This window comes from Streptomyces sp. NBC_01283 (assembly GCF_041435335.1).
In the GTDB taxonomy this organism is placed as follows: Bacteria; Actinomycetota; Actinomycetes; order Streptomycetales; family Streptomycetaceae; genus Streptomyces.
Genome location: NZ_CP108430.1, coordinates 4379644 through 4403536 on the forward strand (window position 1 = coordinate 4379644; position 23893 = coordinate 4403536).

At 70.7% G+C, this 23893-nt stretch carries 18 protein-coding genes and 1 pseudogene; 5 read left to right on the top strand and 14 right to left on the bottom strand.

What is annotated here, in order from left to right:
* Nucleotides 1–130: 130 nt before the first annotated feature.
* From OG302_RS19880 to bldG, 5 genes are all read right to left on the bottom strand, one after another.
* Nucleotides 131–1651: a methyltransferase gene (locus OG302_RS19880; protein ID WP_371528008.1), complete on the bottom strand. Its 1521-nt coding sequence runs from the start codon at nucleotides 1649–1651 to the stop codon at nucleotides 131–133.
* Between the two features lie 163 nt (nucleotides 1652–1814).
* Nucleotides 1815–2396 carry a small secreted protein gene (locus OG302_RS19885; protein ID WP_361829308.1) on the bottom strand — a complete coding sequence of 194 codons (582 nt, stop codon included), beginning with the start codon at nucleotides 2394–2396 and terminating at the stop codon, nucleotides 1815–1817.
* 223 nt (nucleotides 2397–2619) lie between these two features.
* Complete coding sequence (locus OG302_RS19890) at nucleotides 2620–5028, bottom strand: sodium-translocating pyrophosphatase (RefSeq protein WP_371528009.1); 2409 nt, start codon at nucleotides 5026–5028, stop codon at nucleotides 2620–2622.
* A gap of 391 nt (nucleotides 5029–5419) precedes the next feature.
* On the bottom strand, nucleotides 5420–5857 hold the full coding sequence (locus OG302_RS19895; protein ID WP_371528010.1) for an ATP-binding protein: 438 nt from the start codon (nucleotides 5855–5857) through the stop codon (nucleotides 5420–5422).
* A gap of 113 nt (nucleotides 5858–5970) precedes the next feature.
* Nucleotides 5971–6312 (bottom strand): anti-sigma factor antagonist BldG, encoded by a 342-nt coding sequence (gene bldG / locus OG302_RS19900; protein WP_003975386.1) that lies wholly within the window; start codon nucleotides 6310–6312, stop codon nucleotides 5971–5973.
* Nucleotides 6313–6392: 80 nt separating this feature from the next.
* Here bldG and OG302_RS19905 point away from each other — a divergent pair, with 80 nt between their 5' ends.
* The gene (locus tag OG302_RS19905) at nucleotides 6393–8846 is read left to right on the top strand and encodes a DEAD/DEAH box helicase (protein ID WP_371528011.1); all 2454 of its coding nucleotides are present in this window, start codon (nucleotides 6393–6395) and stop codon (nucleotides 8844–8846) included.
* A gap of 270 nt (nucleotides 8847–9116) precedes the next feature.
* Here OG302_RS19905 and OG302_RS19910 read toward each other — a convergent pair.
* From OG302_RS19910 to ssd, 7 genes and pseudogenes are all read right to left on the bottom strand, one after another.
* Nucleotides 9117–9332: pseudogene (locus tag OG302_RS19910) on the bottom strand (Rv3654c family TadE-like protein); the annotation flags it as partial.
* 62 nt (nucleotides 9333–9394) lie between these two features.
* Nucleotides 9395–9787: a TadE family type IV pilus minor pilin gene (locus OG302_RS19915; protein ID WP_371528012.1), complete on the bottom strand. Its 393-nt coding sequence runs from the start codon at nucleotides 9785–9787 to the stop codon at nucleotides 9395–9397.
* Entirely contained in the window at nucleotides 9774–9977 is a 204-nt protein-coding gene (locus tag OG302_RS19920; RefSeq protein WP_361829298.1) for a DUF4244 domain-containing protein, read from the bottom strand. Before OG302_RS19920 ends, OG302_RS19915 begins: the two co-directional genes overlap by 14 nt.
* Nucleotides 9978–10083: 106 nt before the next feature.
* Nucleotides 10084–10869 (bottom strand): type II secretion system F family protein, encoded by a 786-nt coding sequence (locus OG302_RS19925; RefSeq protein WP_371528013.1) that lies wholly within the window; start codon nucleotides 10867–10869, stop codon nucleotides 10084–10086.
* Entirely contained in the window at nucleotides 10866–11762 is an 897-nt protein-coding gene (locus tag OG302_RS19930) for a type II secretion system F family protein (protein ID WP_371528014.1), read from the bottom strand. The genes OG302_RS19925 and OG302_RS19930 overlap by 4 nt, the downstream gene beginning before the upstream one ends.
* A complete protein-coding gene (locus tag OG302_RS19935; protein WP_371528015.1) occupies nucleotides 11759–12934 on the bottom strand; it encodes a TadA family conjugal transfer-associated ATPase in 1176 nt (391 codons plus the stop codon). The genes OG302_RS19930 and OG302_RS19935 overlap by 4 nt, the downstream gene beginning before the upstream one ends.
* Nucleotides 12931–14082 (bottom strand): septum site-determining protein Ssd, encoded by a 1152-nt coding sequence (gene ssd / locus OG302_RS19940; protein WP_371528016.1) that lies wholly within the window; start codon nucleotides 14080–14082, stop codon nucleotides 12931–12933. The genes OG302_RS19935 and ssd overlap by 4 nt, the downstream gene beginning before the upstream one ends.
* A 520-nt stretch (nucleotides 14083–14602) precedes the next feature.
* On the opposite strand from ssd, the gene OG302_RS19945 reads away from it, so the two are divergent.
* Entirely contained in the window at nucleotides 14603–15442 is an 840-nt protein-coding gene (locus tag OG302_RS19945) for an HAD family hydrolase (protein WP_371528017.1), read from the top strand.
* Between the two features lie 338 nt (nucleotides 15443–15780).
* Here the strand turns inward: OG302_RS19945 and OG302_RS19950 are convergent, their stop codons facing one another.
* Nucleotides 15781–16596: an oxidoreductase gene (locus OG302_RS19950; RefSeq protein ID WP_371528018.1), complete on the bottom strand. Its 816-nt coding sequence runs from the start codon at nucleotides 16594–16596 to the stop codon at nucleotides 15781–15783.
* A gap of 101 nt (nucleotides 16597–16697) precedes the next feature.
* On the opposite strand from OG302_RS19950, the gene OG302_RS19955 reads away from it, so the two are divergent.
* Nucleotides 16698–17678 carry an ATP-binding protein gene (locus OG302_RS19955; RefSeq protein WP_371528019.1) on the top strand — a complete coding sequence of 327 codons (981 nt, stop codon included), beginning with the start codon at nucleotides 16698–16700 and terminating at the stop codon, nucleotides 17676–17678.
* Nucleotides 17679–17681: 3 nt separating this feature from the next.
* Here the strand turns inward: OG302_RS19955 and OG302_RS19960 are convergent, their stop codons facing one another.
* Nucleotides 17682–18962 (bottom strand): hypothetical protein, encoded by a 1281-nt coding sequence (locus OG302_RS19960; protein ID WP_371528020.1) that lies wholly within the window; start codon nucleotides 18960–18962, stop codon nucleotides 17682–17684.
* A gap of 400 nt (nucleotides 18963–19362) precedes the next feature.
* Here OG302_RS19960 and OG302_RS19965 point away from each other — a divergent pair, with 400 nt between their 5' ends.
* Nucleotides 19363–21726, top strand: a complete 2364-nt coding sequence (locus OG302_RS19965; RefSeq protein WP_371528021.1) for a bifunctional SulP family inorganic anion transporter/carbonic anhydrase — start codon at nucleotides 19363–19365, stop codon at nucleotides 21724–21726.
* A gap of 49 nt (nucleotides 21727–21775) precedes the next feature.
* Nucleotides 21776–23779, top strand: coding sequence for an acetate--CoA ligase (gene acs / locus OG302_RS19970; protein WP_371528022.1), 2004 nt, complete (start codon nucleotides 21776–21778; stop codon nucleotides 23777–23779).
* The last annotated feature ends 114 nt before the right edge of the window (nucleotides 23780–23893 follow it).

Sequence of the window (23893 nt, forward strand, 5' to 3'; positions counted from 1 at the left end):
CCTTCTCGATGTACGTCCCACGGGCGCGGACGTCCGCCCATCCCACCCACAACGGGGGACCGATGTCCCCGAAACGTACGAGACACGCCGTACGCGTAGCGCCGACGGCCCGGCATGCCGAGCGGCCTTCCTACGCGCCGACCGGCTCCAGGAAGCCCTGCTCGACGAGGAGCCGGATCTGCGACGGCGTGCGGTCACGCAGCAATACGGGGTCCTCGCCGACCAGTTGGGCGATCGCGTCGAGGATCCGACCCGCGCTCAGCGTCCCGTCGCACACACCGGCGAAACCCGCGCCCACCGTGTCCACCTTGGTGGCCCGGCGCATCCCGCGGTGCTGGCGCAGCACGACGTGCTCGGGGTCCTCGGCGCCGGGCAGCCCGACCTGCTCCTGCACGACCTCGTCCGCGAGCTTGAAGTGCCCCGCGAGCAGCGCGGCGTCGTCGTGCGTCCGCAGGAAGTCCTGGCGTGCGAAGAACCCCCGCACCGTCTCGCCCAGCGGCTGCTCGACGGGGTGCGGCCACTCCTCCACGGTCACCGACGGCTCGGCGGCGCCGGACTTGCGCAACGTGATCCACCCGAACCCGATCGCGCGCGTCTTGCGGGCCTCGAACTCGTCCAGCCAGGCGTCGTACCGAGCCGCGTACTCCTCCGGGTCCGACCGGTGGTCCCCGGCATCCCGCAGCCACAGCTCGGCGTACTGCGTGACGTCCTGCACCTCGCGCTGCACGATCCACGCGTCACATCCGCGCGGCACCCAGGAACGGAGCCGCTCGGTCCACTCCTCGCCCTCCACGTGCTGCCAGTTGGCGAGGAAGTGCGCGTACCCCCCTTCGTTCAACCGCTCCCCCGCCTGCTGAACGAGCGACCGGCACAGATCGTCCCCGCCCATGCCGCCGTCGCGGTAGGTGAGCCGCGCTCCGGGAGAGATCACGAAGGGCGGATTGGACACGATCAGGTCGTACGTCTCCTCGCCCACGGGTTCGAAGAGGGAGCCCTCCCGCAGGTCCGCCTCCGGAGCGCCGGACAGGGCCAGGGTGAGCCGCGTGATGTGCAGCGCACGGGGGTTGAGGTCGGTCGCCGTCACCCGGGTCGCGTGTTGCGCGGCGTGCAACGCCTGGATGCCGGAGCCGGTGCCGAGGTCGAGAGCACTGTCCACCGGCGCGCGCACCGTGAGCCCGGCGAGCGTCGTGGACGCCCCGCCGACACCGAGTACGACCCCTTCGTCATGGCTGCCGATGCCTCCGGCGCCGCCGACCGCGCACCCCAGGTCGGAGACGATGAACCAGTCCTCACCGCTCGGCCCGCCGTAGGGCCGCACGTCCACCGTCGCCTTGAGCGCGCCCTCACCGTCCGCCGCGGACAGCCAACCGCTCTCCAGTAGCGGGCCGACCGGCAGAACGGCCGCCACGCGCGCGTGCGACACGGAACGCTGCAGCAGGAAGAGCCGTACGAGCGTCTCCAGCGGCCCTTCGCCACGGGTGGCCCGCAGCGCGGGCACGGTCTCGCTGCGCGCGAGCGCCGTGTAGGCGGGCGCCCCCAGCAGTTCGAGCAGGCCGTCAGCGGTGAAGTCGGCCGCCAGCAGGGCTTCCCGCAACTGGGCGGAGACGTCGGCACGATCGGACGAGGGCAGGGGGGCGCTAGCAATACTCACCCCCTCATTGTGACCCGCATCCGCCTCTCCACGCCGAGTCCGCCACTGCCGGGCGCAACCGGATGCCACCGGACGCAGCCGGACACACGGCTGCCCCGGCGCCGGGGGTCTCCCCCAGGCTCCGGGGCAACAGGTCGAGGAAGGGGGCGGCCCCTTGCGGCTCCTAAGCGGCCGAAGGCGTGGCGCTGGCGGACTTGCAGCTGTCCTGCTTGCTCATCGCCTTGCCCACCTCGCCCTCCTGGAGCTTCTCCAGCGCCTCGTTGCCGCTCTTGCTCAGCTTGTCCAGCTCTCCCGCGACGCTCTTGAGGCCGTCCGCGAAGTCCGCCTGGTTCTTGGTGTCCAGGCCGTCGACCTTCTTCTTCAGGTCGCCGTACGACTTGGAGATGGCGTTCAGTTCCTTGACCGCGTCGTCGGTCTTCTTCTGACCGCCGTCGACCGGCGGGGCGCCCGCGTCCTTCACCGCGGCACCCATCGCCTTGTAGGCGTCGGACATGTCCTGGAACGCCTTGGAGTCGGTCTTCTGGACGTCCTCCGGCGAGCTGTTGTCCGAGGTCTCCTTCTGGATCGCGGAATTGGCGGAAGCGATCTTCTTCGACTGCGGCTGAACCGAGTCACAGACGTCCTTGGCCCAGGAGTCCAGCTTCTCGTTGCCGTCATCGCTGCAGCCCGACAGCGCCAGTACCAGTACCGCACCGCCGGACAGTGCGGCTGCAAGCTTCTTGTTCACCGGATTGGTCCCTTCCATGGCTCTCGGCCCCGGAACTTACACGCCAACTGGGCTACAACCGCATGCCGGGGGTCCGGTACCACCCCTATTGAAGCCATTTGCACCAAGCGGAGAGGGCGAGAGAAGCCTCACCAGACGGCTCATCGGTCACACGACCCGATGCACGACGGGGCACACGAAGGGCGGACGCCGCGTCAAAACGCGCCGCCCGCCCTTGTGTTGGGCAGAGTCTGACCCGGCGTTACGAAACCACTGCCGGGTCGGGTGAATTACTTACCCGCTCCGCACCACCTTCTTCCTCGTCGCCCACGGCGATGCCTCGCCTCTTGGAGACGTACACCGCGCCGATGATGACCACGATCGCGAGGACCGCGATCAGTGCCCGCACCCCGGCGCTCGCGTCGTCCCCGTAGCTGAACTGGACGACCGCCGGCGCGATGAGCAGCGCCACCAGGTTCATCACCTTCAGCAGGGGGTTGATCGCGGGGCCCGCGGTGTCCTTGAACGGGTCGCCGACGGTGTCGCCGATGACCACCGCGGCATGGGCCTCACTGCCCTTGCCGCCGTGATGACCGTCCTCGACGAGCTTCTTCGCGTTGTCCCAGGCACCGCCCGAGTTGGCGAGGAAGACCGCCATCAGCGTGCCGGTGCCGATCGCACCCGCCAGGAACGAGCCGAGCGCGCCGACGCCGAGCGAGAAGCCGACCGCGATCGGCGTGAGCACGGCGAGCAGACCCGGCGTGGTCAGCTCGCGCAGCGCGTCCTTGGTGCAGATGTCGACGACGCGCCCGTACTCCGGTTCCTCGGAGTAGTCCATGATCCCGGGGCGCTCGCGGAACTGCCGCCGCACCTCGTAGACCACCGCTCCGGCCGACCTCGACACCGCGTTGATCGCAAGCCCCGAGAAGAGGAAGACGACCGCGGCGCCCAGGATCAGGCCGACCAGGTTGTTGGGCTGCGAGATGTCCATGACCAGGTTCATCGGAGCGCCGTCACCGAGTTTCTCGCCGACGTCGTCGGCCGCGCCCGCGATGGCGTCGCGGTACGAGCCGAAGAGCGCCGAGGCCGCGAGGACGGCCGTGGCGATGGCGATGCCCTTGGTGATGGCCTTGGTGGTGTTGCCGACGGCGTCCAGGTCGGTGAGCACCTGCGCGCCGGCGCCCTCGACGTCACCGGACATCTCGGCGATGCCCTGCGCGTTGTCGGAGACCGGACCGAAGGTGTCCATGGCGACGATCACGCCGACCGTGGTGAGCAGGCCGGTTCCGGCGAGCGCCACCGCGAACAGGGCGAGCATGATCGACGTACCGCCGAGCAGGAACGCCCCGTACACACCGAGCCCGATCAGGAGCGCGGTGTAGACGGCCGATTCGAGGCCGAGCGAGATGCCGGCCAGGACGACGGTGGCCGGACCGGTGAGCGAGGTCTTGCCGATGTCCTTCACAGGGCGCCGGTTCGTCTCGGTGAAGTAGCCGGTGAGCTGCTGGATCAGCGCGGCCATGACGATGCCGATCGCGACGGCGACGACCGCGAGAACCCGCGGGTCTCCGTCATGACCGGCGATCGCCGGGTCCGTGACGCCGTCCAGGTCGGCGTACGACGACGGCAGGTAGACGAAGACCGCCACCGCCACGAGCACCAGGGAGATGACCGCGGAGATGAAGAATCCGCGGTTGATGGCGGTCATGCCGCTGCGGTCGGAGCGCCGTGGCGCCACCGCGAAGATCCCGATCATCGCCGTCACGACGCCGATCGCCGGAACGATCAGCGGGAAGGCGAGTCCGGAGTCGCCGAACGCGACCTTGCCGAGGATCAGCGCGGCGACCAGCGTCACCGCGTAGGACTCGAAGAGGTCGGCGGCCATTCCCGCGCAGTCGCCGACGTTGTCGCCCACGTTGTCGGCGATGGTCGCGGCATTCCTCGGGTCGTCCTCCGGAATGCCCTGCTCGACCTTGCCGACCAGGTCGGCGCCGACGTCGGCGGCCTTGGTGAAGATGCCGCCGCCCACACGCATGAACATCGCGATCAGCGCCGCCCCGAGGCCGAAACCTTCGAGGACCTTCGGCGCGTCGGCCGCGTAGACCAGCACCACACAGGAGGCGCCCAGAAGACCGAGCCCCACCGTGAACATGCCGACAACGCCGCCCGTGCGGAAAGCGATCTTCATGGCCTTGTGCGAAACGGCGGTGAGATCCTTTTCGGGTTCACCTTCCGCAGGCGTGGCCTCTCGTGCGGCTGCCGCCACACGAACATTGCTGCGTACGGCGAGCCACATGCCGATATAGCCGGTGGTCGCCGAGAACACCGCACCGATCAAGAAGAAGATCGATCGGCCGGCACGCTGATTCCAGTCGTCTGCGGGCAGCAGCATGAGCAGGAAGAACACCACGACGGCGAAAACGCCGAGCGTGCGCAACTGCCTGCCCAGGTAGGCATTGGCGCCCTCCTGGATCGCCTTCGCGATCTTCTTCATGCTGTCGGTGCCCTCGTCGGCCGCGAGTACCTGGCGTACGAGTACCCAGGCGACCACGAGAGCCGCCACCGCGACGGCCGCGATGACCATCACGATGAGTCGGTTGTCGTCGGTCAGTACTGCGGCTGCGAGGGTTGTGGGCTGGTCAAACTGATGAGGGGTAGAAAGCCCCGCCATTCGTCCTCCTTGGCGCGTGGGCTGAGCTCAAGATGTGGACGGATTGTAGGGAGCGGAACCTGATCAAAACAGAGTGCCGCAAACGGAATTGGCGCAAGATTGCTTCCCAGCAAATGATCGCGATCACAGATTGACCCCGAAAGCGGTAATGCCCCAAAAGCGTTGACGGCGACCGGCAGTCCTTGGGCAATTGACCGGGGCAATGATCCAAAAGTGATCCACAAATGAAAAAAGGCCCTGCTCCCGCGTCGGGAGCAAGACCTTGGTGTGGCGGGATCTCTCGGTGTTCCGGGATCCCAGTGTGGCCGGATCCCGGCGTGGCGGATCTCGGGTGGGCGGATCTCGGGTGTGGCGCGTGGAGCCGAAGCTCAGTGGCGCGTGGAGCCGAAGCTCAGACGAGTGGCACCGGGGTCGTCGGCCACGTCATCCGGATGAGACCGCCGCCCTCGCCGGAGGTGACTTCGACATCGTCCACGAGCCCGCTGATGACGGCGAGACCCATCTCGTCCTCGCCCTCGGCGTCCAGATCGTCGGCCGGACCGGCCCCGGAGCCGGGTGCCCGGTCGCCGGCTGTCGCGTGGGGAACCTCGTCGCCGACCTCGATGGAGAACTGCTTCTCGTCCTCGATCAGGGCGACCCGCACCGGCGCCGAGACGCCGTTGCTCTGGTGCAGCCCGACGGCACGTGTGCAGGCTTCGCCGACAGCGAGTCTGACCTCGTCCAGTACGGCCTCGTCCACTCCGGCCCTGCGCGCGACCGCTGCCGCCACGAGCCGAGCGGTCCGGACGTGCTCGGGCAGCGCGCTGAATCGGAGTTCAACGGTGGCCATGCATCCCCCTCGGACATACGCGCGTGCTGTCAGGGGGCCGGGCCGAGGGCCCGGTCCCCTGCTGTTCCGCCACCCCCGGGCCGAGCAAGCAGCCGACCCGGGACTTCCGGCTCTCAGTCGGTGGCCGCGACCGCTTCCTCGACCGAGGTGTGAATGGGGAACACCTTGGTCAGGCCGGTGATGCGGAAGATCTTCAAAATGCGTTCCTGGTTGCAGACCAGGCGCAGCGAGCCCTCATGGGCACGCACCCGCTTCAGGCCGCCGACCAGTACGCCGAGCCCGGTGGAGTCGAGGAAGTCCACGCCCTCCATGTCGACGACCAGATGGAAACTGCCGTCGTTCACCAACTCGACCAACTGTTCGCGCAACTTGGGCGCGGTATAAACATCGATTTCGCCACCGACCTCGACGACCGTACGATCGCCGACGGTACGGGTCGACAGGGACAGGTCCACGGATCCTCCAGCACCTTGCTATCGAGCGGTCATCCCTCGGGACACCTCGGCAGAGCCCCCAGGACGGATCGCCAGCCGCGATGGCATTCAATCACTTACAGGCAGTCATGCACGACGCCTTGGGACCATTGTCCATCCCGCCAGTGACACACTCGGTGCCGATGGCCAACTTTTCTCCCCCGGGAGGACCCTCCACGGGCGCCCCGGTACGCACGTCTCCACGGACGGTCCTGGACCGGCTCACCGCGGGACCGAGCCGTGCTTCGCGCGTCACTCATACGGAGCACTTGCCCCCGCGCGAGGCACGCTATGCAGTCTGGCCTGATCGCATTCGTTCGGAGGTCGTCGCCGCGGTCCAGTCGGCCGGGATCGAGCACCCCTGGGCCCACCAGGCACTCGCCGCCGAGCACGCCCTGGACGGCGAGTCGGTCATCGTCGCCACCGGAACGGCCTCGGGCAAGTCGCTGGCGTACCTCACGCCCGTGCTCTCGGCCCTCCTGGACGGCTCGGAGGCCCCCAACGGACGCGGCACGACCGCCCTGTACCTCGCCCCGACGAAGGCCCTGGCCGCCGACCAGCGCCGGGCCGTGCGCGAGCTCGCGGCGCCCCTCGGCAACGCGATCCGGCCCGCCGTGTACGACGGCGACACTCCGGTCGAAGAACGCGAATGGGTACGTCAGTACGCCAACTACGTCCTGACCAACCCCGACATGCTGCACCGCGGGATACTCCCCTCCCACCCCCGCTGGTCCTCCTTCCTGCGCGCCCTGCGCTATGTCGTCATCGACGAGTGCCACACCTACCGCGGCGTCTTCGGCTCCCACGTCGCCCAGGTCCTGCGCCGCCTGCGCCGCCTCTGCGCCCGCTACGGCTCCGACCCCGTCTTCCTCCTCGCCTCCGCCACCTCCGCCGAGCCGGCCATCGCCGCGGAACGCCTCACCGGACTTCCCGTGAAGGAGGTCGCCGACGACGCCTCACCCCGCGGCGAACTCGTCTTCGCCCTCTGGGAACCCCCGCTCACCGAACTCCACGGCGAGAAGGGCGCCCCTGTCCGCCGCACGGCCACCGCCGAGACGGCGGACCTGCTGACCGACCTGACCGTCCAGGGCGTCCGCTCGGTCGCCTTCGTACGGTCCCGGCGCGGCGCCGAGCTGATCTCGGTGATCGCCCAGGAACGCCTCGCCGAGGTCGACCGCTCCCTCGCCCGCCGCGTGGCCGCCTACCGGGGCGGATATCTCCCCGAGGAACGCCGCGCCCTGGAGCGTGCCCTGCACTCCGGGGAACTCCTCGGCCTGGCGGCCACCACCGCCCTCGAACTCGGCGTGGACGTCTCCGGTCTCGATGCAGTGATCATTTCCGGCTATCCGGGGACCCGCGCCTCGCTCTGGCAGCAGGCGGGCCGTGCCGGACGCTCCGGGCAGGGCGCGCTTGCCGTCCTCGTCGCCCGTGACGACCCGCTGGACACGTATCTCGTCCACCACCCCGAGGCGCTGTTCCAGCAGCCGGTGGAGTCGACGGTCCTCGACCCCGACAATCCGTACGTCCTCGCGCCCCACCTCTGCGCGGCCGCCGCGGAACTCCCGCTCACGGACGACGACCTGACCCTCTTCGGTCCCGCCACCGAGGAGCTGATCCCCCAGCTGGAGGCCGCGAAGCTGCTGCGCCGCCGCACGAAGGCCTGGCACTGGACCCGCAGGGAACGGGCCGCCGACCTCACCGACATCCGGGGCGAGGGCGGGAAGCCCGTCCAGATCGTCGAGGAGGGCACGGGCAGGCTGCTCGGCACCGTCGACGCGTCCGCCGCGCACACCGCCGTCCACGAGGGCGCGGTCCACCTCCACCAGGGCCTCACCTATCTGGTGCGCCGCCTGGACCTGGAGGATTCGGTGGCCCTGGTCGAGGAGGCCAGGCCGCCCTACTCCACGACCGCCCGCGACACCACGGCCATCTCCATCCTGGAGACGGACACCGAGATCCCCTGGGGCTCCGGCCGCCTCTGCTACGGCTCCGTCGAGGTCACCAACCAGGTCGTCTCCTTCCTGCGCCGCAAGCTGATCAGCGGCGAGGTCCTCGGCGAGACCAAGCTGGACCTGCCGCCCCGCACCCTGCGCACCCGCGCGGTCTGGTGGACGGTCACCGAGGACCAGCTGGACGACGCCCGCGTCAACCCGGAGATCCTCGGCGGCGCCCTGCACGCCGCCGAGCACGCCTCCATCGGCATGCTGCCGCTCTTCGCGACCTGCGACCGGTGGGACATCGGCGGTGTCTCCGTACCGCTGCACCCGGACACGCTCCTGCCGACCGTCTTCGTGTACGACGGCCACCCTGGCGGCGCGGGCTTCGCCGAGCGGGCCTTCCACACGGCCCGCGAGTGGCTGACCGCCACCCGCCAGGCCATCGCCTCCTGCGAGTGCGAGACCGGCTGCCCCTCCTGCATCCAGTCCCCGAAGTGCGGCAACGGCAACGACCCCCTGCACAAACGCGGCGCGATCCGACTCCTCACCACCCTCCTCAAGGACGCCCCCGCCCCGTGAGGGGCCGCTGCCGACGGCGGCCGGGCTCGCACCTGCCGACCGGAAGACAGCGCGCCCTGCGCCCACCCCAGGCCTCCGCCCCGCAGACCCCACGAGGGTGCCTGGCGCCCTTCCGGCGGCTCGCGCCGACCGCACCACCGGCTGCCGCCCTGCGTGCGCCACAGCCGCCGCGTCCGTATTCGGAGCCGGAGCCGGAGCGACCGGTCCCGCCGGGCCCGCACGGGATCTGACCTCCGTCACGAACGGGCCGAAGGCCATCGACGCGGTGACGTCCGAGATCTCGCCGCGCACCGCGCACCGTACGAGGCGTGTGCCCTGCGCCTCGGCCACCCGGCCGGCCTTGGCGCACGCCCCCGAGCGGCCCTCCATCCAGTGGTCCGCAGCCGCCAGCGCCGCCAAGTCGGCCGCGCCGCCCGCCCGGTGGCGGGCGACGATCACCTGGCTCATCGCGAGGACCGCGCCGCAGACCACGCACAGCACGGCCATCACGACGACGACCCACACCGTGGCGGCTCCCCGGTCCGAAGCGGCCCCGGCAGCCCGCCCCCTCACGCGCCCACCCCCACCGTCTCCTCCGCCAACGCCACCGCCTCCGACCGCAGTCGCAGCCCGAGCCCCAGTGCCGCAGGCCCCGGCGAGTCGGCCACGACCTCCACCCGCACCAGGTCACCGTCACGCCGCACGGCCACCGCCGCACCACGCGGCGCCGCCTGCCGAGCCGCCGCCACCGCCGTGCTCCCGGGGTCCTGCCGGGCCATCGCACGCGCCCCCGCCCGTGCTGCGTCCACGCATTGGATCTGCGCGGACGCGGTCAGCAGCGCCCAGACCAGCGCCATCGTGAACAGCACAAGCGTGGGCAGGACCACGGCCGCCTCGGCCGTCACGAACCCCCGGTCCCCACGACGGCCCCGGCCGCCCCGCGCCCTCTCAGAACTGGACATCGAGCGCCTTCTCCACGACCGCCTGCAAAGCCGCCCTGACCTGCCCGCTCGTCACCACCTTGTAGAGCAGTCCGGCGAACCCCACCGCCGCGATGAGCCCCATCGCGTACTCCGAAGTGACCATCCCCGCGTCCCCTCGCACCGCACGCGCCTTGCGTCGCGACGCCCGTGCACACAACTGTCCCCACATCTCAACCCCCGTGAAATTTCCGTACGTTCAGAACATCCAGGTCACAGCGGCCCGCCTCACGGAGCCGCCGCCTACAGGCCGGCGATACAGCAGGGCGCCGAGCCGCTCAGACCGCGCTCAACAACCCGCCCGCCAGGCCGATCACCACGGGCAGCACCCCCACCGCGATGAACGCGGGCAAGAAGCACAGCCCCACCGGCGCCGTCATCAGCACGCCCGCCCTGCGCGCGGCAGCCAATGCCGTACGGCCCCGCTCCGCGCGGCAGTCGGCGGCGAGACGCGCCACCGGTTCCGCCGCCGGAGCGCCCGAGTCCCCCGCCCGCTCCAGCAGGCGAGCCAGCGCCGCCGCGCCCGGTATCGCGGCCAGCCCCCGCCACGCGTCGACCGGTTCACCGCCGAGCCGCACCTGCGCGGCCCCCTGCGCGAGCCGCTCCCCGACCGGCCCCTTCAGCGCATCGCCGACAGCCTGAGCGGCAGCAACAGGACCCGCGCCCGCGGCCACGCAAGCCGCCAGCAGGTCTGCCGCCAAGGGCAGTTGCCGAGCCGCCTCCACCGCGTCGAAGTCAGAGGAGCGGGCGTCACCTCGCCCCCGCCACCAGCGCCACACCCCGTACCCGGCGCCCACTCCCACCAGGCACCCCGCGACACCGCCCACCAGCACCCACCCGGCACTCACCGCCCCGGCCACCGCCAGCCACCCCCGCACCCCGCCCCGCCACCGGCACCACGGCCTCTCCGGGACCCCTGGAAGCCGCTCCACCACCCCCAGTACGACCCCTGAACGCCCCCGCACCACCCGCTCCCGCCGCGCCGCAAGGGCAGCCGACATCAACCACAGCACCGCCGCCGCACCCCACACGGCCACCCCCAGCTCGTGGACCACAAGGCTCATCGCTCCTCCGCCCCTCGTACGATCCGCAGCGCCCACCACACGCCGGCCCCCTCCAACGCCCCGCCCACGGCCAGGCACCCGAGCCCGGCCCCGGTGTGCAGCAACACCCGCAAGGGCGCCGCCCCGAGCGCGCTTCCCATGAGCAGTCCGAGGGCCGGCAGCCCCGCGAGCATCACCGCCGTCGACCGGGCTCCCGCCAACTGAGCCCTGAGGTCGGCGCGCTGATCCCGCTCCGCCCGCAGCGCACCCTCCAGCCGCTCAAGCCCCGCCGCGAGTCCCGCGCCGCGGTCCACCGCCACCCGCCAGCACGCCGCGAGCCCCGCAAGCCCCTGCGCCCCCGGCTCCCGCGCCGCCTCCTCCAGCGCCCCCGGCACATCCCCGCCGAACCGCGCCGCCGCCAGCACCCCGGCCCGCCCCTCACCAAGCCCAGCTCCGGCTCCAGGCCCAGGTCCAGGGCCGGCAGCAAGCCCGGGTTCGTCCTCAGTCGCCGCCGCAGCCCTCAGCGCCTCCCCGGGCTGCCGCCCGGCCCGCACCTCCCCGGCGAGCGCCCCGCACAACGCGATCACCGCGGTGGCCCTGCGCTCCCCGTCCAGCCGTGCGTCCCTGCCCCGCCGTACGCGCCGCATCAGCGGCACCCCGGCCGCCCCCAGGGCCAGCGGCACCAAGGACTCCCCGAGCAGAGCGACCGCGGCCCCGCCCGCCAGGGCCCACCATTCCGGCCGCCCCCGAGCGCTGACGCGGAGCTTCACCCGCCGCCATGCCGAACCTTCCGGCCCGACCTCGCCGCCGCCCGCGAGAACCGCACGTGCCCGCCGCTGCCCTCGGTCCCGCCCGACCACCAGCCAGGCCGCGCTTCCCGCGAACGCAGCCGCCGCAACCCCCGTCACGCTCATCCCTCGCCCCTCCAACCACCGCTCAACAGGAGCGAATTCAGCCGCTCCCAGCCCCGCTCACGGACAAACCCCTTCTCGCCCCACCTCAGCGCCGGCACCGTCACCACGAGCCCGGACGGATCGCGTTCCAGGACATGCACCTCCGCGATCCGCCGCCGTCCCGCCCGGTCCCGTACGAGATGGAGCACCACGGACAGTGCGGCCGCCAACTGGCTGTGCAGGGCTGCCCGGTCGAGCCCCGCGGCCGTCCCCAGCGCCTCCAGGCGGGCGGGCACGTCCCCCGCGGCGTTCGCGTGGACCGTTCCGCAGCCGCCCTCATGGCCCGTGTTCAGGGCGGCCAGGAGGTGGACCACCTCCGCGCCCCGCACCTCGCCCACGACCAGCCGGTCGGGACGCATCCGCAGCGCCTGCCGCACCAGATCGTCCAGGCCGACCTGACCGGCCCCCTCCTGATTCGCGGGTCTGGCCTCCAGGCGCACCACGTGCGGGTGATCGGGGCGCAGCTCCGCCGAATCCTCGGCGAGGACGATCCGCTCCCCGGGCCCGACGAGCCCGAGCAGGGCGCTCAGGAGCGTCGTCTTGCCCGAACCCGTACCGCCACTGATCAAGTAGGAGAGCCGGGCGTCGAGCAGGGCCCGGAGCACCCGGTCCCCGCCCGGCGGCACCGTCCCCGCCTCGGTCAGTTCCGCGAGGGTGAAGGCCCGGGGCCGTACGACACGCAGGGAGAGGCAGGTCGACCCGACGGCGACCGGGGGCAGCACCGCATGGAGACGGGTGCCGTCCGGGAGCCGTGCGTCCACCCAGGGCCTGGCGTCGTCTAGGCGGCGCCCGGCCACGGCCGCGAGCCGCTGTGCGAGCCGCCGCACTGCCGCCGCGTCTGCGAAGGACACCCCGGTCAGCTCCAGGCCTCCACCGCGGTCCACCCAGACCCGGTCGGGCGCGGACACCAGCACATCGGTCACCGAGTCGTCCGCGAGCAATGCCTCCAGGGGCCCCGCGCCCACCAGTTCCGATCGCAGCCGCTCCGCCGTGCCCAGGATTTCCGTGTCGCCGAGCACCCTGCCCTGGGCGCGCAGTGCCTCGGCGACACGGGCCGGGGTCGGCTCCGTCCCGTTCTCCGCGAGCCACTGGCGCACCCCGTCCAGCATCCTGGCCCCGACGACGGCGCTCATGAGCCGCCTCCGGTGGCGTCGGCCGGCACCCGGTCCCAGAAGGCCGTGCAGAACCGCGACAGCGGACCCCGTGCGACACCTCCGGGCGGCGTCCCTCCGGCCTGCGCGGCCAACAGGCCCGCCTCTCGTGGCAGTTCGCCGACGAGCGGCAGCCCGAGCAGTCGCGCGACCTCCTCCGCGTCGAAGCCACCGAGGCCGTCGAGTCCGTCGCGGCCAGTGCTTCCCGAGCGGCCGGTGCCGCCCCTGCCGACCACCACCCGCAGGTCCCGCAGCACCATTCCCGCCGCCGACGCGACCCGGCGGGCCCCTGCCACCGCGCGCAGCTCCGCGGGCACCACGAGAAGCCCCAGGTCCACCTGGGCCAGCGCCTCGGCCACTCCTTCGTCCACGCGGCGCGGCAGGTCCACGATCACCACACCGCCCCGCCTGCGGGCCGCGGCGATCACCGCCCGCATGGCTTCGGGCGGGATGACCACCGCATCGCCCCGGTCCCAGCTCAGGACCCGCAGGGAATGCAGCTCGGGCAGCGACTCCTCCAGCGCGCCCCCACCGACCCGGCCCCTGGACTGCGCGAAGGCGGGCCAGCGGAGTCCGTCGGCCGCCTCACCCCCGAGCAGCACGTCGAGCCCGCCGCCGAGCGGATCGGCGTCCACCAGCATCGTGCGCCGCCCCGCGCGGGCCGCCGTGACGGCAAGGGCGCAGGCCAGCGTCGAGGCGCCGGCTCCCCCGCTGCCGCCGATCACCCCCACCGTGAGCGCCGGCCGTCCCACGCCCTCGGCGACATCGGCGATGCGGTCCACCAGCCATCGCTCGCCGTCGGGCAGGACCAGCACATGATCGGCACCGATCTCCACCGCGCGCTGCCAGACCCCGGAATCGTCCTGATCCCGTCCGACCAGCACGACCCCGCGCCTGCGCACGGCCCCGCGCACCCGGTCCACCGCGTCGTCCCCGACCAGGACCAGCGGCGCCGCGTCCCAGCCGCCTCTGCGCTCCGGCACGCCGTGCTGCACCTCGGGCCGCGCTCCCGCCGCGGCGCAGAGCCGCAGCAGGTCGTCCAGCAGGTCCACATCTTCCGTGACGATCAGCGGTCCGCCCTGCCGTCCATCGGACGACGGTGCCCCGTCACGTGTCATCACTCCGGCCACGATCCCCAGCCCCCTCTCACTGCAAGCCCGTTGAATGCCGCGTTCCACATCAGCGATGAGCGGGCCAAAGCAATCCGGCCATGAACTTCGCGTGCAGAACGAGCAGAATCAGCGTGCAGCGACCCGGGATAACGTGTGGATCTTGGTCAATAACTGTGGACAAGGCGGGGACTGTGAATATCCCCTTCACCCATACCAGTGACATCTCGAAGACTTCCGCAGCGCAGCCTGACAACTACGCACAGTGACGGATCTTGAAGATGCGGAAAGATCGCCGAAACGGCTACCGGAAGGCGCCAGGCGATCAGATGAGGGTCGGAAGAGGTCCGGGAAACCCATCCGGACATGCGACGACCCCCGCCGGGGGGGAGAGCGGGGGTCGTCCCCACGGTCCGACTCGGGGGGGGAGGAGCCAGACCGGGTTAGCACGGTCGCGAACGATCCGTGACTTCCATGGTGTACCCGAGAGCCTTCTCAGGCAAACCCACGCGCCTCACCTTACGCCGAATGGTGGGCGCCTATGCTCGGGCTCGTGGAAAACCACTCCTTGCCCCGCGCAGCCGCCTTCTTTGACCTGGACAAGACGGTCATTGCGAAGTCGAGCACTCTCACCTTCAGCAAGTCGTTCTACCAAGGCGGCCTGATCAACCGCAGGGCGGTTCTCCGAACCGCATATGCACAGTTCGTCTTCCTCGCGGGCGGAGCCGATCACGACCAGATGGAGCGGATGCGCGAGTACCTGTCCGCGCTCTGCCGCGGATGGAACGTGCAGCAGGTCAAGGAGATCGTCGCCGAGACCCTGCACGACCTGATCGACCCGATCATCTACGACGAAGCCGCGTCCCTCATCGAGGAGCACCACACCGCGGGCCGGGACGTCGTCATCGTCTCCACCTCGGGAGCCGAGGTCGTCGAGCCGATCGGCGAACTCCTCGGGGCGGACCGCGTGGTGGCGACCCGGATGGTGGTCGGCGACGACGGCTGCTTCACCGGCGAGGTGGAGTACTACGCATATGGCCCCACAAAGGCGACCGCGATCAAGGAGCTCGCGGAATCCGAGGGGTACGACCTCGACCGCTGCCACGCCTACAGCGACTCGGCGACCGACCTTCCGATGCTCGAATCCGTGGGGTTTCCGCACGCGGTCAACCCGGATCGGGCATTGCGCCGGGAGGCCATCGCGCGCGGGTGGCCGATTCTCGACTTCCATCGCCCGGTGCGGCTCAAGAAGAGGCGCCCGGCACCATCCCGGCCGGCACTCGTGGCGGTGGCTGCGGTGGGTGCCGCGGCGGCCACGGCGGGGCTCGTGTGGTTCGCGAGTCGCCGACGGACTTCCCGCGCCCGATTCACCCTTGTTTGAACCTAAAAGTAAAGAAGTAGTGCCAGCACTTCCGCTTACCCCAGGACAGGAGTACAAAGGAGTCAACGGCCCGCGAGACCAAGGACATCCGAGAGGATTACCTTTAAACGCAAAAGGCCCCACGGACCGAAGCATGAACATCGAGCACCCACGCGACGTCGACCCGTCGATTACGGGCCAGCCGCACCAGGTGACGGGCTAAGTTCCCGACCTGATGGGCAACTTTCGAGGACGCTTGGTAACCCGGTGAACATGCCAGCGGCGGTACGAGTTCTCGTACCGCCGCATCCCTGTGTCAGGGCCTCTTCGTCTCCTCGTAACGCCTCTTCGAAGGCGCCTCAGGCCGCGCCGCGCTGCATCGCCTCGCAGACCGCCGTGGACTCCCTGACCCCCAGCTCGACCGCACGCCCGCAGTGGGCGATCCAGGCGGCCATCCCCTCCGGCGTCCCGGACGCGTAGCCGTCGAGCGCCCCCACGTAGGCCGCACGCCCCTGCTCCGCGTGGCCCGCCTCGGCAGGGCAGACGGACTTCGGGTCGAGCCCGCTGCCCACCAGGACGATGCGCTCGGCGGCCCGCGCCACCAGACCGTTGTGCGAGCCGAAGGGGCGCAGGCTGAGCAGCTCGCCGTGCACCACGGCCGCCGTCACGAGGGCCGGTGCGGAGCCGCCCGCGATGATCAGCCGCGACAGGCCCTCCAGGCGGCCCGCCACCTCGTCGGAGTCCGGCACATCCAGCTCGACCAGCGGCTCGTCCACCGGCTCACCGGCCAGGCGCGGCCGGCCCGCCGCCTCGTCGTTCTCCGCGGCGGCCACCAGATGGAGGCGCGCGAGGACCCGGAGCGGTGACTGCCGCCAGATGGACAGGAGTTGGCCCGCCTCCGCCGTCAGCCGCAGGGCCGCGCCGATCGTGCGGGCCTCGCCGCCGCCGCTGAAGTCGCTGCGGCGGCGGACCTCTTCGAGTGCCCAGTCGGCACCGGAGAGCGCCGCCGAGCCGCGCGCGCCGCGCAGCGCGGCCTCGGAGGTGATCTCATTGCTGCGGCGCCGCATGATCCGGTGGCCGTAGACGCGGTCCACGGCCTTGCGCACGGAGTCCACGGAGTCGGCCACGCCGGGCAGTGCGCCCAGGGCCGCGAGCGGATCGGCTGTCGTACTCATGAGTACGACCCTACGCACCCCGGGCGCCCGCCCCACGAAGGAGTGGTCTTCTTCACGCCGCATCGATACGTCACGTGATCGTGCCACTACTCTTGGTGACTATGAAAATCGCTTTCGTAGGGAAGGGCGGCAGCGGCAAGACCACGCTGTCCTCGCTGTTCATCCGACACCTCGCCGCCACCGGAGCACCGGTCCTCGCGGTGGACGCCGACATCAACCAGCACCTGGGTCCCGCGCTCGGCCTCGACGAGGCGGACGCTGCCGCGCTGCCGGCCATGGGCGCGCGGCTCCCCCTGATCAAGGACTATCTGCGGGGCTCGAACCCGCGGATCGCCTCCGCCGACACGATGATCAAGACGACGCCGCCCGGCGAGGGCTCGCGGATCCTGCGGGTGCGCGAGGACAACCCGGTGTACGACGCGTGTGCGCGGCCGGTGGAACTCGACGACGCGGCCGTGCGTTTGATGGTGACCGGGCCGTTCACCGAAGCCGATCTCGGTGTCGCCTGCTACCACTCCAAGACGGGGGCGGTGGAGCTGTTCCTGAACCACCTGGTCGACGGACGCGACGAGTACGCGGTCGTGGACATGACCGCAGGTTCGGACTCCTTCGCGTCCGGCATGTTCACCCGCTTCGACATGACGTTCCTGGTTGCCGAGCCGACCCGGAAGGGGGTCTCCGTCTATCGCCAGTACAAGGAATACGCGCGGGACTTCGGCGTCGACCTCAAGGTCGTCGGCAACAAGGTGCAGGGCCAGGACGACATCGACTTCCTGCGCGAGCAGGTCGGCGACGACCTCCTGGTGACGGTCGGGCACTCGGACTGGGTGCGCGCCATGGAGAAGGGCCGCCCGCCCCGGTTCGAGCTCCTGGAGGACGCCAACCGCCTTTCCCTGCAGGCACTTCAGAGCGCCGTCGACACCTCGTACGACCGCAGGGACTGGGACCGCTACACCCGCCAGATGGTCCACTTCCACCTGAAGAACGCCCAGAGCTGGGGCAACGAACGAACGGGCGCCGACCTGGCCGGCCAGGTCGACCCCACGTTCGTCCTGCGCGAGTCACAGCCGCAGAGCGCCTGACGACTACGGCTTGGCTGCCGGGGCTCCCGGGACGCCCTTCGGGGCCGGGGCGGGCTGGGCGGAGAGGAAGGATGCCCAGCCCTCCTTCGGTGCCTTGCCGACCGGGAGCTTGGTGAGGCGTTCCACGGTCTGCGGGTCCTGGGCGTCGAGCCAGTCGGCGAGTTGGCGGAAGGAGACACAGCGCACGTCGCGCTTGGTGCAGACCGACTCGATCGTCTCCTCGATGGCGCGCATGTACGTGCCGCCGTTCCAGGACTCGAAGTGGTTGCCGATGATCAGCGGGGCGCGGTTGCCCTTGTAGGCGCGGTCGAAGCCCTGGAGCAGGCCGTCGCGCATCTGGTCACCCCAGTACTCGTGCTTGTCGGGGTCGCCCTGGGACGTCGTGCCCGACTGGTTCACCATGAAGTTGTAGTCCATGGTCAGCGTCTCGAACTTGCGGCCGGGGACGGGGACCAGCTGCATCGACAGGTCCCAGAGACCTTCCTTCTTCTTGGGCCAGACCTGGTTGTTCACGCCGCTGGTGTCGTAGCGGAAGCCCAGGTCGCGGGCCGCCCGCATGAAGTTCTTCTGGCCTTCCAGGCAGGGCGTGCGGGCGCCGATGAGTTCCTTGTCGTAGTCGAAGGGCAGCGGCTGCGCCTTCTTCGTGCCCGTGTTCGTCTTCCAGCCCTTCACGAAGGACTTGGCCTGGTTGATCTCGCTCTTCCAGTCGGCGACCGACCACTGGCCCACGCCGCCGCTGGTGCCGCAGAAGTGGCCGTTGAAGTGGGTGCCGACCTCGTTGCCCTCGAGCCAGGCGCCGCGGAGCTGGTCCACGGTGTCCTTGATTCCCTTGCGGTCGTTGAAGCCGATGTCCGAACTGCCGGACAGGTGCTGCGGCGGGTCGTAGAGCTTCCGCTTCGACTCGGGGAGCATGTACACGCCGCTGAGGAAGTACGTCATCGTGGCGTTGTTCCGCTTGGCCACCTTGCGGAAGTGCGAGAAGAGTTTCTGACTGTCCTCGCCGGCGCCGTCCCAGGAGAAGACGACGAACTGGGGCGGCTTCTGGCCGGGTCTCAGACGGGCGGGCTCGGGCAGGTGCGGCTGCCGGCCGGTGAAGGCGGTGGAGCCGTCACCGATCAAGCGGACCGCACTCTTGGGGGCCTGGGCGGGGGCTGCCTTCTTGGCGCCCGGTGCGCCCGGCTTGGCGCCGGTGTCGCCGTGCGAGCAACCGGCCAGTGCGGCGGCGCATGCCACGAGGGCGGCGATGCCCGCGGCGATCCGGTGGATCCTCTGGGTGGCGGCCATCTTCCGCCCACCTTCTTCCTTCAGTCGGCTTCGAATCGGGGCACTCCCCGCAGAGGCGCTGCGGGGAGCCCACGAGGGCGCGCTTCAGGTGTCATCACCGGGGACGATTGAGCAGTATTTGCCCGGTAATGACCCACAGCGCCGCCAACGTCGCACGGAGACTCCGGGCAGACGTTCCGACAAGCCGATGAATAGCTTTATTCACCCTTCAGGGTGATCTAGTGCCCCATTTGCTCCACTTGTCTATCCGAGACCTTTACTCTCCATTACGATTCATTTACCGAGAGTTGAGATATCCCGCCGCTGCAACGCCGTGACCCACGGCCGCGACCCGCCCTCCGGAGACCCCCGGAGGACCCCTAGTTCCGCGACCGCGCTGCCCCGGAGGAGACGGGAAACCATGTCTGCCTGCGTCCCCACCCATGCCACCGACTCGGCCCACGCCTCACGCGACCACGAGCCCCACGGGCCGCCGCCCGGCAAGTTCCGCAAGATCCGTAAGTTCCGCATCGCCGGCGCCGACGTGTCCGCGTCGATCGCCGTCTTCCTGATCGCCCTGCCCCTGTCCCTCGGTATCGCGCTCGCCACCGGAGCGCCGCTCCAGGCAGGCCTCGTCGCCGCCGCCGTCGGCGGTCTGGTCGCCGGATGGATCGGCGGATCGCCGCTGCAGGTCAGTGGCCCCGCCGCAGGGCTCACGGTCGTCACCGCCGACCTCATCCACCAGTACGGCTGGCGGACCACCTGCGCCATCACCGTCCTGGCCGGAATCGCCCAACTGGGCCTCGGCTGCCTGCGCGTGGCCCGCTCGGCGCTGGCCGTCAGCCCCGCCGTCGTGCACGGCATGCTGGCCGGCATCGGGGTCACCATCGCCGTAGCCCAGCTGCACATCGTGCTCGGCGGGACCCCGCAGAGCGCCGTGCTCGACAACCTCCGTGCGCTGCCCGCCCAGTTGGCGAAGCCGCAGCCGTCCGCGCTGTCCATCAGCGTGCTGACCCTCGCGGTGCTGCTGCTCTGGCCCCGGATCCCGGGCCGTGCGGGCAGAGCCCTGCGTGTCGTACCGGCCCCCCTGGTCTCCGTCGCCGTAGCGACGGCCGTCGCCGCGGTCGCCGGGCTGAGCGTGGCCAAGGTCGACCTGCCGTCGTGGAGCAGTCACGCCCTGGCAGGCCTGCCCCGAGGGCCCGTTCTCGGGCTCGTCGCCGCCGTCCTCACCGTCACGCTGGTCTGCAGCGTGCAGTCACTGCTCGGCGCCGTCGCCGTGGACAAGCTCGTCTCCGGGCGGCGCGATCCGCGGGCCGGCGGCATCCGCTCCGACCTCAACCGCGAGCTGCTGGGCCAGGGTGCCGCCAACGCCGTGTCCGGAGCGCTCGGCGGGCTCCCGGTCGCCGGGGTCGCGGTGCGCAGCGTGGCCAATGTGCGGGCCGGTGCCGTCAGCCGGAACTCCACGATGCTGCACGGCGTTTGGGTAGTACTGGCCGCCGCCCTGATGGTCCCTCTGCTGGAGCTGATCCCGCTCGCCGCGCTCGCCGCCCTGGTGATGGCGGTCGGCATCCAGATGGTGAACCTGAACCACATCCGCACCATCACCCGCCACCGCGAGATCCTCGTGTACTCCGCCACGATCCTCGGCGTGATCTGCTTCGGGGTGCTCGAAGGCGTGATGCTCGGCGTCGCCGTGGCCGTGGCCGTCGCGCTGCACCGCCTCGCCCGCACCCGGATCACCCACACCGAGGAGGACGGGGTCCACCACGTGCGCGTGCGCGGGCAGCTGACCTTCCTCGCCGTGCCGCGCCTCAGCAGGGCGCTGCATCTCGTGCCCCACGGGGCGTCCACCATCGTCGAGTTGGACGGATCGTTCATGGACCACGCGGCGTTCGAAGCGCTGCAGTGCTGGCAGGACGCGCACACCGCGCAGGGCGGCACCGTCGAGGTGACCGGGCGCGCCGGGACGCGCATCGCCGAGCCCGCCAGCGCGTCGCACTCCTGCTGCCGGCCCTGGACGGCCTGGCGCAACCACCACTGCGACCGGCCCCAGGAAGCACACCATGGCGAGGGACGGCCCAGCGCGCACCAACTGGAGAGCGGCATCAGCGCGTTCCAGCGGAACACGGCGCCGCATGTGCGAGGGGAGCTGGCCCGGCTCGCACGCGACGGACAGCAGCCCTCGCAGCTCTTCCTGACCTGCGCCGACTCCCGGCTCGTCACGTCGATGATCACGTCGAGCGGCCCCGGCGACCTCTTCGTCGTACGCAACGTCGGGAACCTGGTGCCGCTGCCGGGCGCCGAGAGCGGCGACGACTCGGTGGCCGCGGCGATCGAGTACGCGGTGGACGTACTGAAGGTGCGGTCCATCACCGTGTGCGGGCACTCCGGGTGCGGGGCGATGCAGGCGCTGCTCACCACGCCGCCCGGGGGCACCCAGACGCCCCTGAAGCGGTGGCTGCGGCACGGCATGCCGAGCCTTGAGCGCATGGCGGCCCACGAGGACGAGGGCTGGGCGCGGCTGGCCGGGCGGGCACCTGCCGACGCCGTCGAGCAGCTCTGTCTGACCAACGTGGTCCAGCAGCTGGAGCACCTGCGCGGGCACGAGGCCGTGGCGCGGCGCATGGCCGAGGGCTCCCTCGAACTGCACGGCATGTACTTCCACGTCGGCGAGGCGCAGGCCTATCTCCTGACGGAGAGTCCGGACGACGTATTCGACCAGGTGACGCCGTCACCGCAGCAGGGAACACCCCGCGAGGAGCCGCCCACCCGAGTAAAGGTCTAAACCAATTTTCGGCAGCCTCTTGTCACCAGGGGTTCGGGTCTGATGAGCTGTGGCTTTGGACACAACGGACACCCTGGGAATGGGAGATGTCGTGAGCAACGAAAGCCTGGCCAACCTTCTTAAGGAAGAGCGAAGGTTCGCGCCGCCGGCCGACCTGGCGGCCAACGCCAACGTCACCGCGGAGGCGTACGAACAGGCCAAGGCTGACCGACTCGGCTTCTGGGCCGAGCAGGCCCGCCGGCTGACCTGGGCCACTGAACCGACCGAGACGCTCGACTGGTCGAACCCGCCGTTCGCGAAGTGGTTCGCCGACGGGAAGCTCAACGTCGCGTACAACTGCGTGGACCGCCATGTGGAGGCCGGGAACGGCGACCGTGTGGCGATCCACTTCGAGGGTGAGCCCGGCGACAGCCGGGCCATCACCTATGCCGAGCTCAAGGACGAGGTGAGCCGGGCCGCCAACGCGCTGACCGAGCTCGGCGTCCGGCAGGGCGACCGCGTCGCCGTCTATCTGCCGATGATCCCCGAGGCCGTCGTGTCGATGCTGGCCTGTGCCCGCATCGGCGCCGCGCACTCCGTGGTCTTCGGCGGGTTCTCCGCCGACGCCATCGCCACGCGCGTGAAGGACGCCGACGCCAAGGTCGTCATCACCTCCGACGGCGGCTACCGCAGGGGCAAGCCCGCCGCCCTGAAGCCCGCGGTCGACGACGCCGTGTCGCGCGAGGGGAGCTCCGTCGAGCACGTCCTCGTCGTGCGCCGCACCGGCCAGGACGTGGCGTGGACCGAGGGCCGTGACGTGTGGTGGCACGAGCTCACCGAGCGCCAGTCCGCCGAGCACACGCCCGAGGCCTTCGACGCCGAGAACCCGCTCTTCATCCTCTACACGTCGGGCACGACGGGTAAGCCGAAGGGCATCCTCCACACCTCCGGCGGCTATCTGACGCAGGCCGCGTACACCCACCACGCCGTCTTCGACCTCAAGCCGGAGACCGACGTCTACTGGTGCACGGCCGACATCGGCTGGGTCACCGGGCACTCGTACATCACGTACGGCCCGCTGGCGAACGGCGCGACGCAGGTCATGTACGAGGGCACGCCCGACACCCCGCACCAGGGGCGCTTCTGGGAGATCGTCCAGAAGTACGGCGTGACGATCCTCTACACGGCGCCGACGGCGATCCGTACGTTCATGAAGTGGGGCGACGACATCCCCGCGAAGTTCGACCTCAGCAGCCTGCGGGTCCTCGGGTCGGTCGGTGAGCCGATCAACCCCGAGGCCTGGATGTGGTACCGGAAGAACATCGGCGCCGACACGTGCCCCATCGTGGACACCTGGTGGCAGACCGAGACCGGCGCGATGATGATCTCGCCGCTGCCGGGCGTGACCGAGACCAAGCCGGGAAGCGCCCAGCGCGCGCTGCCGGGCATCTCCGCGACCGTCGTCGACGACGAGGCGCGCGAAGTGCCGGACGGCGGTGGCGGCTACCTCGTCCTGACCGAGCCGTGGCCCTCGATGCTGCGGACCATCTGGGGCGACGACCAGCGCTTCATCGACACGTACTGGTCGCGCTTCGAGGGCAAGTACTTCGCCGGTGACGGCGCCAAGAAGGACGACGACGGCGACATCTGGCTCCTCGGCCGGGTGGACGACGTGATGCTCGTGTCCGGGCACAACATCTCCACCACCGAGGTCGAGTCGGCGCTCGTCTCGCACCCGTCGGTCGCCGAGGCGGCGGTCGTGGGCGCGGCGGACGAGACCACCGGCCAGGCCATCGTCGCGTTCGTGATCCTGCGGGGCACGGCCAACGCCGACGACGAGGGCCTCGTGGCGGACCTGCGCAACCACGTGGGCACGGCCCTGGGGCCGATCGCCAAGCCGAAGCGGGTCCTTCCGGTGGCCGAGCTGCCGAAGACGCGGTCCGGGAAGATCATGCGGCGCCTGCTCCGGGACGTCGCCGAGAACCGCGAGCTGGGAGACGTCACCACGCTCACGGACTCCTCCGTGATGGACCTCATCCAGACCAAGCTGCCGGCCGCGCCGAGCGAGGACTGATCCACCGGGGCACCTCGTGCCCCATGCGCCGAAGGGCCGTCCGGCATCGCGCCGGATGGCCCTTTTGCGCATAAAGTGACGATCACCGGATGGGCTCGCGCACCCCAAGGACAC